Consider the following 15,744-nt stretch of genomic DNA (forward strand, 5'->3'; position numbering starts at 1 on the left):
CGGCCGCACGTCTTTCGGGGGAGACCTGAGTGGAGCGCACGACCCGACTCACCGCCCGCCGTACGGAACCGGCGCCTCCCGCGCGTCCCTCGGGCTCACCGACCACGTCCCGCCCCTGTGAGACCACCCCTTCCGGCGCACGTGTACACGATCCGGCCATTCCGGGATCGCTGCACGTCAGGGCGGCGCAGGTACTCGACACCAACTGGACGGGGACGTCCACGGTCCCCTCGCGCGGGCTGTACCCGCACCAGTGGTCCTGGGACTCGGCGTTCATCGCGATCGGGCTGCGCCACATCTCGCCGTTACGGGCGCAGACCGAGTTGGAGACGCTGCTGGACGCACAGTGGGCGGACGGGCGGATTCCGCACATCGTGTTCAACCCCTCCGTGCCCTTCGACGCGTACTTCCCGAGCCCCGACTTCTGGCGCTCCTCCACGGCCGGGCGCGCCGCGGGCGCCCCGCGCACCGTACAGACCTCGGGCATCGTGCAGCCACCGGTACACGCCCTGGCGGCCTGGCTGGTGCACCTGGCCGACCCGGGGCTGTCCCTGGCGCGCGGCTTCCTCGCCCGGGTGTACCCGCACCTGGCGGCCTGGCACCGCTATCTGCTGCACCGCCGCGACCTGGGGGGCGGCGGGCTGGCCTCGGTGGTGCATCCCTGGGAGCAGGGCATGGACAACAGCCCCGCCTGGGACGCGCCGCTGTCCCGGATCACCCCGGCCCCGGCCCGCTCCTTCCGCCGCGCCGACCTGGCCCACGGCGCGCCGGAGGACCGGCCGACGGATCTGGACTACGGGCGGTACGTCCGACTGGCGACGGAGTACCGCGACGGCGGATACGCCGACGGCAGCGGCACGTTCGCGGTGGAGGACCCGGCGTTCAACGCGCTGCTGATCGCGTCGGAGCACGCGCTGGCCCGTATCGCGCAGGAGTTGGGCGCACCGGGGACGGCACGGCACGCCCGCGCGGAGCGCCTGACGGGGGCTCTGATCGACCGGCTGTGGGACCCCGTGGAGGGGATGTTCTTCTGCCGGGACGTGTTCGGCGGCGAGACGCGGGAGAGCGGTGCTCTCGATCGAGATCGACGCTTCGGGAGCAGTGCTCTCGGGACAGAGCGCCGCTCCCCCACCGGCACCCTCGTCCCCGAGCGCACCGTCTCCGGCCTCATCCCCCTCCTGCTGCCCACCCTCCCGCGCGACATCACCACCGCCCTCGTCCGCACCCTGCGCGGTCCGCACTTCTCGCTCGGCGACGCCACCCGGCTCGTGCCCAGCTACGACCTGCTCGGCGAGGCCTTCGATCCGCACCGGTACTGGCGCGGGCCCGCCTGGTTCAACACCGGCTGGCTGCTGGAGCGCGGGCTGCGCCTGCACGGCGAGCAGGCGGACGCCGACGCGCTGAGCGAGGCCCTGCTGGAGACCGCGGGCACCTCCGACTTCGCGGAGTACGTCGATCCGTACACCGGCGAGGCGTGCGGAGCGGCCGGCTTCGGCTGGACCGCCGCCCTCACACTCGACCTGCTCCACGACCACCCCGGACAGGGCGTGTCCCCGACGGGCACCGGCACGTTCGACAGGAGTGACAAGGGAGGGGGCCGGGGATGACGGACCGGCATCATCTGCTCGTGTGCGGCGGGACGTTCGCCGCCGTGAGCGACGGCGGGGACATCAGCGGGGTGCGGGGCGTCACCTCCCCGTCCGGGTTGTTCGTACGGGACGCCCGCCATCTGAGCCGCTGGCAGCTCACCGTGGACGGCGCGGTGCCCGAGACGCTCACGCCGGTCGCCGACGGGGACACGGCGCGCTGCGTCCTCGTGCCGCGCGGAGGCCGCCAGGAGCCGCCCGCGCACACGCTCTTCCGCGAACAGGCCGTCGTCGACGGTGCGTTCGTGGAGTCGCTGCTCGTCACCAGCAACCGCCCGGTGCCGACCACGGTCCGTGTCGCGGTCACCGCGGACGCCGACTTCACGGACCAGTTCGAGCTGCGCTCCGACCACCGGACGTACGCCAAGACGGGTGCCGTGCGCTTCCGCCGGGTCCTCGAGGACGGCGTGGAGTTCGGCTACCGGCGCGGCGAGTGGCGCTCCTGTACGAGGGTCACGGCGGAGCCCGCGCCGGACAGTGTCGAGGAGACCGGCACGGGCGCCCGGCGCCTTAAGTGGACGCTGGAGCTGGAGCCGCACGGCTCGGCGGAACTGTCCCTGCGGGTCGCCGCCCGGCCGCACGGGGCGGCTCAGGACCCGGTGGTCCCCGCGTCCCCGGCCGCCGCCAACCACCGACTCCTCCGCCTGGAGGGGGAGTTCATGGAAGGCATCGCCTTCCCCACCGGCTGGCCCGAGCTGGCCACGGCCTGTGCGCGGGGCCTGTCCGACCTGGCCGCGCTCCAGGTTCCGGCGACGGGCCCCGACGGCGAGGAGCTGCGCGTCCCGGCGGCCGGCGCGCCCTGGTTCCTCACGCTCCTCGCCCGCGACGCGCTGCTGACCTCCCTCTTCGTGCTCCCCTATCGCCCCGAGCCGGCGGCGGCCACCCTGCCCGCGCTCGCCGCGACCCAGGCGACCGAGGTCGCCGCGGGGTCGGTCGCCCAGCCGGGAAAGATCGTGCACGAGGTGCGGCACGGGGAGCTGGCTCACTTCGGGCAGGTGCCGTACGGGCGGTACTACGGCTCGGTCGACGCGACACCGCTCTTCCTGGTGCTGCTCGGGGCCTACGTCGAGCAGACCGGTGACACGGCGATGGCTCGCCGCCTGGAGCCCCACGCCCGAGCGGCGATCGGCTGGATGCTGGACCACGGTGGCCTCACCTCGCGCGGCTACCTGGTCTACCGCGCCGACCAGGGCGGCCTCGCCAACCAGAACTGGAAGGACTCCCCCGGCGCGATCTGCTCCGCCGACGGGAGCCGCCCCACCGGGCCGGTGATGGCGGCGGGCGCGCAGGGCTACGCGTACGACGCGCTGCGCCGCACCGCGCACCTGGCGCGCACGGTGTGGGAGGACGAGGTGTACGCGGCGCTGCTCGAACAGGCGGCCGCGGATCTGCGCGACCGCTTCCAGCGGGACTTCTGGATGGAGGACCAGGCGTTCCCGGCGCTGGCGCTGGACGGCGAGGGCAACCAGGTGGACGCACTGGCCTCGGACGCGGGGCATCTGCTGTGGTCGGGCCTGCTGGACAAGGAGTACGGGGAAATGGTGGGCCGCCGCCTCCTGGAGGAGGACTTCTTCTCGGGCTGGGGCGTCCGGACCCTGGCCGCGGACCAGGCGGCGTACCACCCGATGTCGTACCACCGCGGCTCGGTCTGGCCGCACGACAACGCGCTGATCACGCTGGGCCTCGCCCGATACGGCCTGCACGACGAGGCCCGTACGGTCGCCCACGCCCTGGTCGACGCGGCGACGGCGACGGGCCACCGGCTGCCGGAGGTGCTCGCCGGATACGGCCGCGACAGCCACCCGGAGCCGGTGCCGTACCCGCACGCCTGCGTCCGCGAGTCCCGCTCGGCGGCGACCCCGCTCGCCCTGCTCACGGCGGTGGGCGGGGCGTAGCCCCTCAGACACCCGGGACCGCGCGGAGCCAATGGGCGGGCGGCGCGCGGCCCCGGGGCGGCTCCTTCCCGACGCCTCACCTGTGCGACCCGACGTACTCCCGGAGTGGGTTGACCTGGGATTTGCCGGGTGTTTGCCGGGTGCTGGGGCGTCGTGGTGAACGCATGTACCCGGCCACCCGTACGGGATGACGGCGGGCCGGCCTCCCCAGCGCGGCCCGCCCTCCACCACGGGCTTCGCACGGAAGGACCCTCGGGTTGCCTCTCAACACGCGCGCACCACACACGACGAGCAAGGCGGGGGCGGCCACCGACGGGGTCCTGCCGGCGGAGGAGGACGAGCGACCGGCGCCGGAGGCGGAGCCCGCCGCTCCGGACGCGCCCGCCGAGCGTACGACGGAGCCGGAGCCCGCCGCTCCGGACGCGCCCGCCGACCGGACGACGGAGCCGGACGCCGCGGACGCCCCCACGGCCGCGGACGCCCCCACGGCAGAGGACGAGGCGGTGGGAACCGACGCGGCGGAGAACCGAGCCGGCATAGCCGACGGCCCCCGTCTCCGCTTCCGCTGGCGCACCTGGCGGGCCGACCACCCGCTCGCCGCCCGCGTCCTCGGTATCACCGTCACCGTGCTCGCCGGCGTCCTCGTCGTCGTCTCGCTCGTCATGCCCAACAGGCCCGCGAGCTTCCGGCCGGCCATGTTCACGCGGATACCGGTGGAGGCGCTGATAGGTGGCGTCGTGCTGACCGCTCTGCCCCGGCGGCCGCGGCTGGTCGTCGCCTGGGTCGGCGGTGTCGCCCTCGGCGTGCAGACCATGCTCAACCTGCTGGACGCCGGCTTCTACCAGTACCTCGGCCGCGACTTCAACGCCGTCCTCGACTGGCCCCTCCTCAGCGACGCCTACTCCTACCTCCAGGACACCCTCGGCGGAGCGGGCGCCCTGGGAGTCCTGTGCGCGGCCGTCGCGATCGTCCTCGCCGTCCTCGCCGTCTCGGCGCTCTCGGTCGTGCGGCTCGGCAACGTCATGGCCCGGCACCGCACCACGACCACCCGTACCGTCCTCGTGCTCAGCATGGTGTGGATGACCTGCACGGTCCTCGGCCTCCAGTTCGGCGGCGTGCCGCTGGCCGCCGAGCGCACCGTCACGATGCTCAAGGTCCGCTCCGACCTCATCCGTCAGACCCTCAGGGACGAGCGGGACTTCGCGAAGACCGCCCGAGTCGACGCCTTCGGTGCCACCCCGGGCTCGCAGCTCGTGCCCGATCTGCGGGGCAAGGACATGATCTTCACGTTCATCGAGAGCTACGGCCGCAGCGCCATCGAGGACCCGATCATGGCTCCCGGCGTCGACAAGACCCTCGACACCAGCACCCAGGCCCTCGCCAAGGCCGGCTTCCACGCCAAGAGCGGCTGGCTGACCTCGGCGACGTACGGCGGCAGCAGCTGGCTCGGCCACTCGACCTTCCTGTCGGGCCTGTGGATCGACAACCAGAACCGCTACCGCACCGTCACCACCAGCGACCACCTCAGCCTCACCAAGGCCTTCCAGAAGACCGGCGCCTGGGACACCGTCGGCATCATGCCCGGTGTGCAGAAGGGCTGGCCGGAGCAGAAGTTCTACGGCCTCGACAAGGTCTACAACGCCTTCGAGATGGGATACGAGGGCCCGAAGTTCAGCTGGTCCACCATGCCCGACCAGTACGCGCTCGAGGCGTTCCAGCGCCTGGAGCACGGCAAGAAGCGCGACAAGCCGCTGATGTCGGAGATCATCCTGACGTCCAGCCACACCCCCTGGGCGCCCATCCCGAAGATGGTCGGCTGGGACCAGCTGGGCAACGGCTCGATCTTCGACGCCATCCAGAAGGCGGGCAACAAGCCCGACTACACCTACACCAGCGACACCCACTCCAGGGAGGAGTACGGCAAGTCCGTCCAGTACTCGGTGACCGCCCTCACCCAGTTCCTGGAGCGCTACGGCAACGACGACACCGTGCTCGTCTTCCTCGGCGACCACCAGGCCAACGCCCACGTCAGCGGCGACCACGCCAGCCATGACGTGCCCTGCGCCATCGTCGCCAAGGACCCGAAGGTCCTCGACAAGATCGCGAGCTGGGGCTGGACGGACGGCCTGCGGCCCGCGCACAACGCGCCGGTGTGGAAGATGAGTTCGTTCCGCGACCGCTTCCTGACGGCGTACGGCTCCACGCCGCACCCCTCAGGGGACTGATCAGCCTCCGGAGGTGTCGAGCTCCGCGTCCTCGCCGATGCCCGCGCAGTCGTACGGGTCCTTCAGCCAGCCGTCCGGCAGCACCACCCGGTTGTTGCCGGACGTACGGCCGCGGGGCCCGTCGGCGCCGGACGGCCAGGACTGGTCGAGGTCCAGCTCGTCGAGGCCGGCCCGCAGCTCCTCCAGGGAGGAGGTGATCGCGAGCCGCTTGCGCATCTCGGAGCCGACCGCGAAGCCCTTCAGGTACCAGGCCACGTGCTTGCGGAAGTCGATGACGCCGCGCGACTCGTCGCCGAGCCACTCGCCGAGCAGGGTCGCGTGCCGGACCATGACGTCGGCGACCTCGCGGAGGGCCGGCCTGGCGATGTCCTCCGTCCGCCCCTCGAAGGCCGCCACCAGGTCCGCGAACAGCCACGGCCGCCCCAGGCAGCCGCGACCCACGACCACCCCGTCGCAGCCCGTCTCGCGCACCATCCGCAGCGCGTCCTCGGCCGACCAGATGTCGCCGTTGCCCAGCACCGGGATCTCCGGCACATGCTCCTTCAGCCGCGCGATGGCGTCCCAGTCCGCCGTGCCGCCGTAGTGCTGGGCGGCCGTACGCCCGTGCAGCGCGATGGCCGTCACGCCCTCCTCGACGGCGATCCGCCCGGCGTCGAGGTAGGTGATGTGGTCGTCGTCGATGCCCTTGCGCATCTTCATGGTGACCGGGAGGTCGCCGGCGCCGCTGACCGCCTCGCGCAGGATCGCCCGCAGCAGGTTCCGCTTGTACGGCAGCGCGGAGCCGCCGCCCTTGCGAGTCACCTTCGGCACCGGGCAGCCGAAGTTGAGGTCGATGTGGTCGGCGAGGTCTTCCTCCGCGATCATGCGGACGGCCTTGCCGACGGTCGCCGGGTCCACGCCGTACAGCTGGATCGACCGCGGCCGCTCGCTCGCGTCGAACTTGATCAGCTGCATGGTCTTGTCGTTGCGCTCGACCAGCGCCCGCGTCGTGATCATCTCGCTCACGAACAGGCCCTTGCCGCCGCTGAACTCCCTGCACAACGTGCGGAACGGCGCGTTCGTGATCCCGGCCATGGGCGCGAGCACGACGGGCGGCTGGACGGTGTGCGGGCCGATCTGCAAGAGGGACTCGGTCATGGGCATTGCCCCATTGTCGCGTATCGGCAATGACCATGCAGGACTCATTAGTTAGACACACTATCAATGTCGGCGTACCATGGCCCGCATGCCCGAGCTCAGCCATCGCCGACGTCTTCTGGTGCTCGCGATCTGCTGCATGAGCCTGCTGATCGTGAGCCTCGACAACACCGTCCTGAACGTGGCGCTGCCCTCGATGCAGCGGGAACTCCATGCCAGCGTCTCCGGCCTGCAGTGGACGATCGACGCGTACACGCTGGTCCTGGCCTCGCTGCTGATGCTCGCGGGTTCCACGGCCGACCGGATCGGCCGCAAGCGGGTCTTCATGGCGGGCCTGATCGTCTTCAGCGTCGGCTCCCTGCTGTGCTCGCTCGCGCCGAACCTCGAACTGCTCGTCGTGTTCCGCATGGTGCAGGCGGTGGGCGGTTCGATGCTCAACCCGGTCGCGATGTCGATCATCACCAACACCTTCACCGACGCCCGTGAACGCGCCCGCGCGATCGGTGTGTGGGGTGCCGTGGTCGGCATATCCATGGCCGCGGGCCCACTGGTCGGCGGGCTGCTGGTGGAGTCGGTCGGCTGGCGGTCGATCTTCTGGGTCAACCTGCCGGTCGGACTGGCCGCGCTCCTGCTCACCCTGCGCTTCGTCCCCGAGTCCCGGGCGCCCAAGGCGCGTCGCCCGGACCCGGTCGGCCAGCTGCTGGTGATCGCCCTGTTCGGCTGCCTGACGTACGCGATCATCGAGGCCCCGGCCGCCAGTGCCGCAAGGATCGTCCCGTTCGCCGTGGTCGCGTTCGTGGCCCTGCTCGGCCTGTTCTGGTACGAGCCGCGCCGCGCCGAACCGCTCATCGACCTGCGCTTCTTCCGCTCGGCGCCGTTCAGCGGGGCCACGGTGATCGCCATCAGCGCGTTCGCGGCCCTCGGCGGCTTCCTGTTCCTGTCCACGCTCTACCTGCAGAACGTACGCGGACTGGACGCGCTGCACGCGGGCCTGTGGATGCTGGCGCTGGCGGCCCCGACGATGCTGTGCGCCCCGCTGTCCGGCCGCCTGGTCGGCAACCGAGGGCCGCGCCTGCCGCTGCTGGTGGCGGGCTGTGCGATGACCGCGAGCGCGGTGCTGTTCGCGGCCTTCGAGGCGGAGACGTCGAACACCACGCTGCTCGTCGGCTATGTCCTGTTCGGCATCGGCTTCGGCTTCGTCAACGCCCCCATCACCAACACCGCCGTCTCCGGCATGCCCCGCGCCCAGGCCGGCGTCGCCGCGGCGGTCGCCTCCACCAGCCGCCAGCTCGGCCAGACCCTCGGCGTGGCGGTGGTCGGCGCGGTGCTGGCGTCCGGTGTGACGGCGTCGTCGTACCGGGAGACGTTCGTGACGGCGGCACGCCCGGGCTGGTGGATCCTCGTCGCCTGCGGCGCGGCGGTGCTGGCCCTGGGCGCGCTCACCACTGGCCGCTGGGCCAGGAAGACGGCCGAACGCACGGCTGAGCGGCTGGAGTCCCCCGAAGTCCGTGAGGCGTCCGGCGTCTCGGCGTAGAGCGTAAAGCGTGGAGCGTGGAGCGCCCGTCACGCGTCGGCGGCGCTCCGCTCCAACGCGATGGCGTGCAGCTTCTCCAGCCGCTCCCGCGACTCCCGGTCGGCCGGCGCGTACGTCACCATCCGAGGCCCGTTGTGCGGCCCCAGCCACAGATCCGTGTGGTCCAGCGACAACAGCCCCACATGGGCGTTGCGGAACTCCTTGCGCTTGCTGCGCGCGCTCTCCACCTCGTGCCGCTCCCAGACCTCGCGGAACTCCGGAGACTCGGCCGTCAGCCGCTTGAGCAGCATCTTCCAGGCGGGCTCGCCGAGATGTCCGGCCATCGCGCCGCGGAACCTGGCGGCCATGAGCCGCATGGTCTCCTCCAGCCGCACGATCGATGCCTGCCAGTCCGCGTTCGTGTAGCACAGCACCATGCAGTTGCGGTCCGCCGGTGCGATCGCGTCGAGGTCGCACAGCAGCAGTCCGTAGGTGCGGTTGTAGGCGAGGATGTCGTACCGGCTGTTCTGGATGCAGGCCGGGATCGGCTCCAGCTGCTCCAGCAGAAGGCGCTGGGCATCGGTGACCGCCGGGCAGTGCGCCCCGGGCGCGGGGTCGACTGCCCCGGCCAGGTTGAACAGGTGTGCCCGCTCGCCGGCGTCGAGCAGCAGGGTGCGGGCGAGGGAGTCGAGGACCTGGACGGAGACCTGGATGTCCCGGGCCTGTTCCAGCCAGGTGTACCAGGTGACGCCGACCGCGGCGAGCTGCGCGACCTCCTCGCGCCGCAGCCCGGGTGTGCGCCGGCGCCGGCCGCGGGGCAGCCCCACCTGCTCCGGCGTGATGTGCTCACGGCGGTGCCGCAGGAACGCGGCGAGTTCGTGCCGCCGGATCTCCGCGGCGCGCCTGCCGGGCGCCTGCGCCTCTGGGGTTTCCCCGGCCCTGCGGGTCTCCGCTGCCTCCCGGACCGCCGCCGTCTCCTGCACCATGGTCGCCATGACTCCAGCCTGCCGCCCCCTGGACCCTGTTTCCAGGTAGTCCTGGTACCAGGATAAAGACACTCTGGTACCACTCTGAGGGGCGGCGGAGCCTTGCTGATGTGACCGAGACTCTCACTACCCCTGCTGTCCGCTCACCGGTGGCGACCCCACGGCTGGGCGGGCTCGGACTGTTCACGGTGCTGCTGGGCGCGGCACTGCCCCTCATCGACTTCTTCATCGTCAACGTCGCCCTTCCGACGATCGGCAGGGACCTGCACGCGGGCGAGTCCGTCCTCGAACTGGTCGTCGCCGGGTACGGGGTGTCGTACGCCGTGCTGCTGGTGCTCGGCGGCCGGCTGGGCGATCTGTTCGGCCGGCGTGAGTTCTTCCTGTACGGGATGGCCGCCTTCGGTGTGGCCTCGCTGGCGTGCGGGCTCGCCCCGACCGCCTGGACGCTGGTGGCGGCGCGGGTCGCGCAGGGCGCGGCGGCCGCGGCGATGCTGCCGCAGGTACTCGCCACGATCCAGGCGGCGACCAGCGGGCAGCGCCGCGCCAAGGCGATGGGCCTGTACGGCGCGACGGCCGGTCTGTCCATGGTGGCCGGGCAGATCCTCGGCGGTGTGCTGGTGGCGGCGGACATCTGGGGCACCGGCTGGCGTTCGGTGTTCCTCGTCAACGTGCCGGTCGTGGTGGTCGGCCTGTGCCTGGGCGCGCGGGCGGTGCCGGAGACCCGCTCGCAGCACCCGGAGCCGGTGGACGGGCCCGGCACGGTGCTGCTCGCCGTCTCGCTGCTGACCCTGCTGGCGCCGCTGACCGAGGGCCGGGCCGCGGGCTGGCCGCTGTGGACCTGGCTGGCGCTGGCCGCGTTCCCGTTCGCGGCGTGGGCGTTCTACGCGGTGGAGCGCCGCGCGGACCGGCAAGGCCGTACGCCGCTGGTGCCGCCGAGCCTGTTGGCGCTCACGTCGCTGCGGCGTGGACTGGTGATGATGGTGCCGTTCTCGATCGGGTTCAGCGGATTCATGTTCGTGATCGCGGTGTCGCTGCAGCAGGGCGCGGGGCTCGGTCCGGTCTCCGCGGGTCTGGCGCTGACGCCGATGGCGGCGGCGTTCTTCGTGGTCTCGCTGTACGGGCCTCGGCTGGTCGCCCGCTTCGGCACCCGGGTGGTGACCGCCGGGGGGCTGATCCAGGCGGTCGGCATCGGGCTGCTGGCCCTGACCGCCTGGCGCTCCTGGCCGCATCTGGGCGTGTGGGAGCTGCTGCCGGGCGCGGCGGTCGCGGGCGCGGGCCAGGCGCTCCAGCTCCCGATCATCATGCGGATCGTCCTGTCCGAGGTGCCGACGGCACGGGCGGGCGTCGGCAGCGGTGTCATGGTGACGACGCAGCAGTCGGCGCTGGCGCTGGGCGTGGCGACGCTCGGCACGCTGTTCCTGACGCTGGTTCCGGGCATGGGCATGCGCGACGCCCTGGTGACGACGCTGCTGGTCCAGCTGGCCGGCATCGCCCTGACGGCGGCCCTGAGCCTGCGCCTGCCGCGCACGATCAGCTAGTCCCGCGAGTCGACGACCGGACGCGGCCCCGCACCCCTGTGAGACGGGTGCGGGGCCGCCGTGTGCTCCCGCGCCGCGGCCATGTCCTCCTCCGGGATCTCCAGGACAGGCGGAGGCGCCGGCCGGGATAGTGGCTGCATGGCAGCCACACTGGACTGGAAACTGGTCGTCGACACGCACGACGCTCCCGCCCTCGCGGACTTCTGGGCGGCGGCGCTGGGGTACGAGGTGGAGGACAACAGCGCGCTGGTCAACCGGCTCCTGACGGCAGGTCAGCTCCCGGAGGCGGCGGTCGCCGAGCACAACGGCACGCGGATCTTCCGGGGTTTCGCCGCCATCCGGCACCCGGACGACCCGTACGACAAGGAGACGGGCATCGGCCGGGGCCGCCGCATCCTCTTCCAGGACGTCCCCGAGCCGAAGACCGCCAAGAACCGCCTCCACCTCGACGTGCACGCCGGCCCGGACGCCCGCGAGGCGACGGTCGCCCGCCTGGAGTCCCTGGGCGCGAGTCGCGTCGAGGAGGTGGACAAGGGCCCGGCCGGGCACTGGTGGGTCATGCGCGACCCGGAGGGCAACGAGTTCTGCGTGGCCTAGTAGCGGCCTGGTAGTGGACTCGTAGCGACCTCGCAGCGGCCTCGCGGTGTGCCGTGCAGTGGCCTGGTCCTGGTCCCTAGTGCACGGCGGCAGCCGTCGCGGCGGGGTCGCTCTCGCGCGTGGGCGGGGCGGCGGTGCCGGTGTGCGCGGCCAGCGCTTTCTCCAGGCGACGGATGTGGTAGTACTGCACGCGCGCGGTGCGCTGCAAGGCCATGACCGCACCGAGGAACTGATCCATCTCGGCGGCCCGGGTGAGGATGTCGTCGGGTACGTTCTCGTCCCGCAGGCAGGCTTCCGCGTCCTGACCGAGTACGGCGTGTGCCCAGCCACGCGTGATCGGCTTGTACAGGCCCGGGTGTTTGACCACGATCCGCGCCCGGATGGCGAGGTCGTTCTCGGCGGCTTCCAGATGCAGTCCGGTGTCCTTGTTGCGCGCCCCGAACAGCGGCTCATGGATGTGGTGGGCGTCGAAGCCCTGCTCGACGCAGCCGATCCAGAAGTCCCAGTCCTCCCCCGCCCTCATGCTCTCGTCGTACCCGCCCACGGCCTGCCACGCCTCACGGCGGTACAGCGAGCAGTAGAACATGATCAGCCGCTGGAGCATCAGTTCCCGGCTGTAGGCGGGCAGGGGCATCGCCTGCGGGGGCAGGTCGTCGTCGGTGAAGGTGAAGACGTCCGTCGACGCGATGGCGACGCCGGGGTCGCCGTCCAGGACCGCGACTGTCTTCTCCAGCATCGTGGGCGCGATCACGTCGTCGGCGTCCAGCGGAAGGATGTAGCGGCCGACGGCCGCCTCGATCCCGGTGTTGCGGGCGGCGGAGACTCCGGCGTTGGCCTGCCGGAGCAGCCGGATGCACCGGTCGGGGTGGCGGGCGATCAGGCCCTTCGCCACCTCGGCGGTGTCGTCGGTGCTGCCGTCGTCGACGATGACGAGTTCCCAGTCACGGAACGTCTGGGCGACGACGCTGGACACCGCGTCGGGCAGATAGCGGGCGTAGTCGTGGCAGGGGATGACCACCGAAACCACAGGGTCGGAACCGTGGGGCATGAGCCGTCTTTCGCTCGGGACGGAAGGGGAGGGGCGAGGAGCCCGGACCACGGGCGGCAGGCCTCCGCGATGTCGGGCACGGGCGGCCCCCCCGACCCTGTGTCAGGGCCACGTCGCAGCGGACCCGCCGGTCACGTGCTAGCCGATGCCGAGGGTGCGCGCGTAGTCGCGGTCGGCGTAGTCGGAGTAGTGGCCGGAGCCGTGGTGATCGTGGTGGTGGCCGTAGTCACAGATGGTCAGGTTGGCCACGGGCGCGCAGCAGTGGCCGTAGTCGCTGATGACGACGTTGGCCACGGACGGGCAGCAGTGGCTGTAGTCACTGATCGTGACGTTCGCCAAGTTCTTGCAGGGGTGCTCCTCCCCCGGTATGAGGGTGAGGTCGCCGCTCATCGGCTGCCCTTGGTGCGCGTACGGGGCCGACGCCGTGAGCGTTTCCTCGCCGAGGGTGGCGGCGTAGGCGGCCTCCGCGGTGTTCAGCAGTCCGGCGGTTGCCAGTGCGGCCGGCAGAGCCAGGGAGGACATGACACGAGCTTTCACGGTGGTGCCTTCCTTTCGGGGGAGGAAGCTGCCCCGACAACCGGCGATTTTCACAGCAGGGACAGCAGCGCCACCGTAGGATTTGCATACTCTCCGCGGCAAAACGATTACACCGTGCGAGTGGCGGGCACCACGTACCGGCGCCGCTCGGTTCAGGACGGGGACAGGGCCGCGGTGTCGGCCGGATCCCGGGCAGGCAGCGGATGCAGCACTTCCAGGTCGGGCAGCGCCCAGCAGGCGGTGCCCATGTCCCGGGCCATCGCGGCCAGACCCTCGGTCTCGATGAGGTACTGGTACGGGAAGGGCGGAAAGATCAGGCCGTCACGGTGCAGGTCGGCGCGGACCAGCAGCACGGTGCCACCGACCGAGTCCACCCGGAGAAGCCCTTTGCCGCGCAGTTCGTCGAGGTAGATCCGGCCGAACCCCCTGGGCGGCTGCAGAATGCCGTCGCGAAGCCACTGGGACCAGTTGAGCGTGCCGGCGCCGGGGTGGAGGACGAAGGTGTTGAGGTCGTACGTGGGTCCCCCGGCCGTGGTGGCGCAGTGCGGGACGACGATGTCCTTACGCGCTCCGAGCAGCCGCTGGATCAGGTCGGCCGGGTAGTCGGTGACATCCACATCGAGCCACAGCACCCACTCCTCGTCGGCAAGGGCCCGGGCGAGCAGATGGTTGCGCACCTTGGCCAGCACCGACCGGCGCCGGCGCTGGAGGCCGGGCTCCCAGCGCGGCCCGACCGGCTGGAGGCCGAAGTCGCGGTGGACGAGGGTGACCCGCCGGTACTCCGCCTCCAGGCCGGGCAGGACCTGCCGCAGCAGTTCCGGCGTCGAGTCCTCACTGTCGCCCTCCAGCAGGCCCAGGGAGATCGCCTCGCGCGGATAGTCCAGGGAGCGCAGTTTCTCCAGATAGCCGGGCAGGTGCGCGGCCGCGTCCTTCAGGGGCGTGAGCACCAGCACGAGGGGCCGCTCGCTCGCCGGGCCCGGAGCCGGCTCGGCAGCCGTACGCGGTCGTTCCCCGGCCGCTCGCTCGGCGGCGGCGCCGGTCTCGGCATGGGCGATGTCCCGCGGCTCGATCGGCAGCCGGGTCGCCATGGCCAGCAACCGCTCGGCGTACGCGCCGGGTTCGGCCCAGACCTGGGTCGCCACCTCGAAGTGCTCGGCGAAATGCGACTCGTTGAACGTGTTGCCGCCGTGGCAGATGTAGGTGTACAGCTCCGGCGCGTCGACGGAGACGACCCGGCAGGTGCGGACCACCTCTTCCGCCACCGGTGTGTCCTCGCCCCGGCGTTGCGCCGGATAGCGCGGCATCCGGTCCTTGGCGCAGATCATCGATCCTTCCCAGACCCGCGCGCAGGAGATCGCGAGCTTGTGGCGAGCGGGCCACCACAGCCGTTCACGGGCGAGGAAACAGGCCTCTGCGCCGAGGGCGAGAAGCGCCGCCATCTGCGTCTCGACCCGCTCCGGGTCGTACAGGTCGTCGTCGTCCCACTGGCACACGTAGGGCCCGGTGGCCCGGTCCACCGCCTCGTTGCGCAGTTCGCCGAGCGTCCGCCCCTCCGGGGGGAGCCGGTGATGGCGGATCCGAGGGTCGCCCAGCTCCCGGACGTACCGCTCGAGGTCGTCGTCGGTGCCGTCGTCCACGACGACCAGTTCCAGGGCGCGGTAGGTCTGCGTACGGAAGCAGGCGATCGCGCGGCTCGCCATCGCCAGGCGGCCCTTGGTCACCATCAGGCAGGACACCGTGGGCGCGGGTGCGCCCGAAGCCCAGCGGCGCCTCTGAGCGTCAAGACCGAGCTGGCCGTCGGCGAGCGGTTGCAGCCCCTGGCTCGCCCAGAAGCGGAACCGCTTGCCGGCCGAGATCCGCACCGCACCGGAGTCGTCCCGCACCCAGCTGCCGGACCAGTGGTGCACGGCGTACGCACGCTCGTAGTCGGCTTCCTGAGGGCCGAACAGCTCTGCGGCGTAGGGGCTCACCTCGGGATAGAGGACTTCCGGCCCGAGGACCGTGACCGAGGCGGGCTCCGGGGCGCTGTCGACGGCCCTGGTGAGGAAGAAGGGGCCTGTGGCCTCCAGGGCACCGGGTGCCCGGTGAGCGCCGACCAGCTGCCGGTGCACATGGGCCCAGAAGGGGTGGCCCGGCCGTGACGCGATGAACGCGTTGCCGACGATGCGGCCGAATCCGCGCCGGCGGGCCAGCAGCAGACGCGTGTGAGCCTCGGGTTCGCAGCCGAGGACGAGTTCACGTCCGTCGAGGAGTGCGTCGACCGGCTTCAGGCACTCGAAGTCCATGTCCACGTAGAGGCCGCCGAAATGATCGAGCAGGAAGTAGCGGATCGCGTCGGCCCGCATGATCGCTTCGGAATAGCCGTCGTACACCGGCAGGAACCAGGGATAGTGCTCCTGGAGGAAGGCACGGTTGTCCGCGTCGGTCCACAGCCGGTATCCCCAGCCGGGGTGGTGCAGACGCCAGGAATCAACCCACGTACGCCACTTCTCCGGTACGTCGGTGTCTTTCCAGGTCTGATGGATCAGGGCGGGAATCTTCTCCGGTGTCCGCATGCACGCAGTATGAAGATCCTTTTGCTTCCGAGCGGCTCCGGCAGGACCCGCCGACCGCACATTCACC

11 protein-coding genes are annotated in these 15,744 nt (G+C 71.6%); 6 read left to right on the forward strand and 5 right to left on the reverse strand.

Translation table 11 applies throughout. The annotated features are described in order from the left end of the window. Positions 1 to 29: 29 nt before the first annotated feature. The 3 genes from ACIRC0_RS15465 (at position 30) to ACIRC0_RS15475 (ending at position 5,766) form a co-directional block, all read left to right on the forward strand. Positions 30 to 1,607, forward strand: coding sequence for an MGH1-like glycoside hydrolase domain-containing protein (locus ACIRC0_RS15465; RefSeq protein ID WP_403616204.1), 1,578 nt, complete (start codon positions 30 to 32; stop codon positions 1,605 to 1,607). Continuing rightward, positions 1,604 to 3,541 carry a glycogen debranching N-terminal domain-containing protein gene (locus ACIRC0_RS15470; protein ID WP_403616207.1) on the forward strand — a complete coding sequence of 646 codons (1,938 nt, stop codon included), beginning with the start codon at positions 1,604 to 1,606 and terminating at the stop codon, positions 3,539 to 3,541. Before ACIRC0_RS15465 ends, ACIRC0_RS15470 begins: the two co-directional genes overlap by 4 nt. 257 nt (positions 3,542 to 3,798) lie before the next feature. Continuing rightward, positions 3,799 to 5,766 (forward strand): CDP-alcohol phosphatidyltransferase, encoded by a 1,968-nt coding sequence (locus tag ACIRC0_RS15475; RefSeq protein ID WP_403616210.1) that lies wholly within the window; start codon positions 3,799 to 3,801, stop codon positions 5,764 to 5,766. Here the strand turns inward: ACIRC0_RS15475 and dusB are convergent, their stop codons facing one another. Continuing rightward, positions 5,767 to 6,909 (reverse strand): tRNA dihydrouridine synthase DusB, encoded by a 1,143-nt coding sequence (gene dusB, locus ACIRC0_RS15480; protein WP_403616213.1) that lies wholly within the window; start codon positions 6,907 to 6,909, stop codon positions 5,767 to 5,769. 82 nt (positions 6,910 to 6,991) lie between these two features. Here dusB and ACIRC0_RS15485 point away from each other — a divergent pair, with 82 nt between their 5' ends. Then, a complete protein-coding gene (locus ACIRC0_RS15485) occupies positions 6,992 to 8,437 on the forward strand; it encodes an MFS transporter (RefSeq protein ID WP_403616216.1) in 1,446 nt (481 codons plus the stop codon). A gap of 29 nt (positions 8,438 to 8,466) precedes the next feature. Here ACIRC0_RS15485 and ACIRC0_RS15490 read toward each other — a convergent pair whose 3' ends face one another. Beyond that, positions 8,467 to 9,411 (reverse strand): helix-turn-helix transcriptional regulator, encoded by a 945-nt coding sequence (locus ACIRC0_RS15490; protein WP_403616218.1) that lies wholly within the window; start codon positions 9,409 to 9,411, stop codon positions 8,467 to 8,469. 101 nt (positions 9,412 to 9,512) lie between these two features. Here ACIRC0_RS15490 and ACIRC0_RS15495 point away from each other — a divergent pair, with 101 nt between their 5' ends. Next, positions 9,513 to 10,940: an MFS transporter gene (locus ACIRC0_RS15495; RefSeq protein ID WP_403616220.1), complete on the forward strand. Its 1,428-nt coding sequence runs from the start codon at positions 9,513 to 9,515 to the stop codon at positions 10,938 to 10,940. A 138-nt stretch (positions 10,941 to 11,078) separates the two neighbouring features. Next, positions 11,079 to 11,537, forward strand: coding sequence for a VOC family protein (locus ACIRC0_RS15500; protein ID WP_403616223.1), 459 nt, complete (start codon positions 11,079 to 11,081; stop codon positions 11,535 to 11,537). Between the two features lie 76 nt (positions 11,538 to 11,613). Here the strand turns inward: ACIRC0_RS15500 and ACIRC0_RS15505 are convergent, their stop codons facing one another. The 3 genes from ACIRC0_RS15505 to ACIRC0_RS15515 form a co-directional block, all read right to left on the reverse strand. Then, positions 11,614 to 12,585: a glycosyltransferase family 2 protein gene (locus ACIRC0_RS15505; protein WP_403616226.1), complete on the reverse strand. Its 972-nt coding sequence runs from the start codon at positions 12,583 to 12,585 to the stop codon at positions 11,614 to 11,616. A gap of 138 nt (positions 12,586 to 12,723) precedes the next feature. Continuing rightward, entirely contained in the window at positions 12,724 to 13,107 is a 384-nt protein-coding gene (locus ACIRC0_RS15510) for a hypothetical protein (protein WP_403616228.1), read from the reverse strand. 167 nt (positions 13,108 to 13,274) lie between these two features. Then, on the reverse strand, positions 13,275 to 15,677 hold the full coding sequence (locus ACIRC0_RS15515; RefSeq protein ID WP_403616230.1) for a glycosyltransferase: 2,403 nt from the start codon (positions 15,675 to 15,677) through the stop codon (positions 13,275 to 13,277). Positions 15,678 to 15,744: the final 67 nt, after the last annotated feature.

It is taken from the genome of Streptomyces sp. NPDC093984 (assembly GCF_044764595.1).
Lineage (GTDB): Bacteria > Actinomycetota > Actinomycetes > Streptomycetales > Streptomycetaceae > Streptomyces > Streptomyces cynarae.

Excerpts from the sequence above, each read along its gene's own strand:
- ACIRC0_RS15470 (WP_403616207.1), top strand. The coding sequence starts at position 1,604 with ATGACGGACCGGCATCATCTGCTCGTGTGCGGCGGGACGTTCGCCGCC.
- ACIRC0_RS15510 (WP_403616228.1), bottom strand. The coding sequence starts at position 13,107 with ATGTCCTCCCTGGCTCTGCCGGCCGCACTGGCAACCGCCGGACTGCTG.
- ACIRC0_RS15500 (WP_403616223.1), top strand. The coding sequence starts at position 11,079 with ATGGCAGCCACACTGGACTGGAAACTGGTCGTCGACACGCACGACGCT.
- ACIRC0_RS15485 (WP_403616216.1), top strand. The coding sequence starts at position 6,992 with ATGCCCGAGCTCAGCCATCGCCGACGTCTTCTGGTGCTCGCGATCTGC.
- ACIRC0_RS15515 (WP_403616230.1), bottom strand. The coding sequence starts at position 15,677 with ATGCGGACACCGGAGAAGATTCCCGCCCTGATCCATCAGACCTGGAAA.
- ACIRC0_RS15505 (WP_403616226.1), bottom strand. The coding sequence starts at position 12,585 with ATGCCCCACGGTTCCGACCCTGTGGTTTCGGTGGTCATCCCCTGCCAC.
- dusB (WP_403616213.1), bottom strand. The coding sequence starts at position 6,909 with ATGCCCATGACCGAGTCCCTCTTGCAGATCGGCCCGCACACCGTCCAG.
- ACIRC0_RS15490 (WP_403616218.1), bottom strand. The coding sequence starts at position 9,411 with ATGGCGACCATGGTGCAGGAGACGGCGGCGGTCCGGGAGGCAGCGGAG.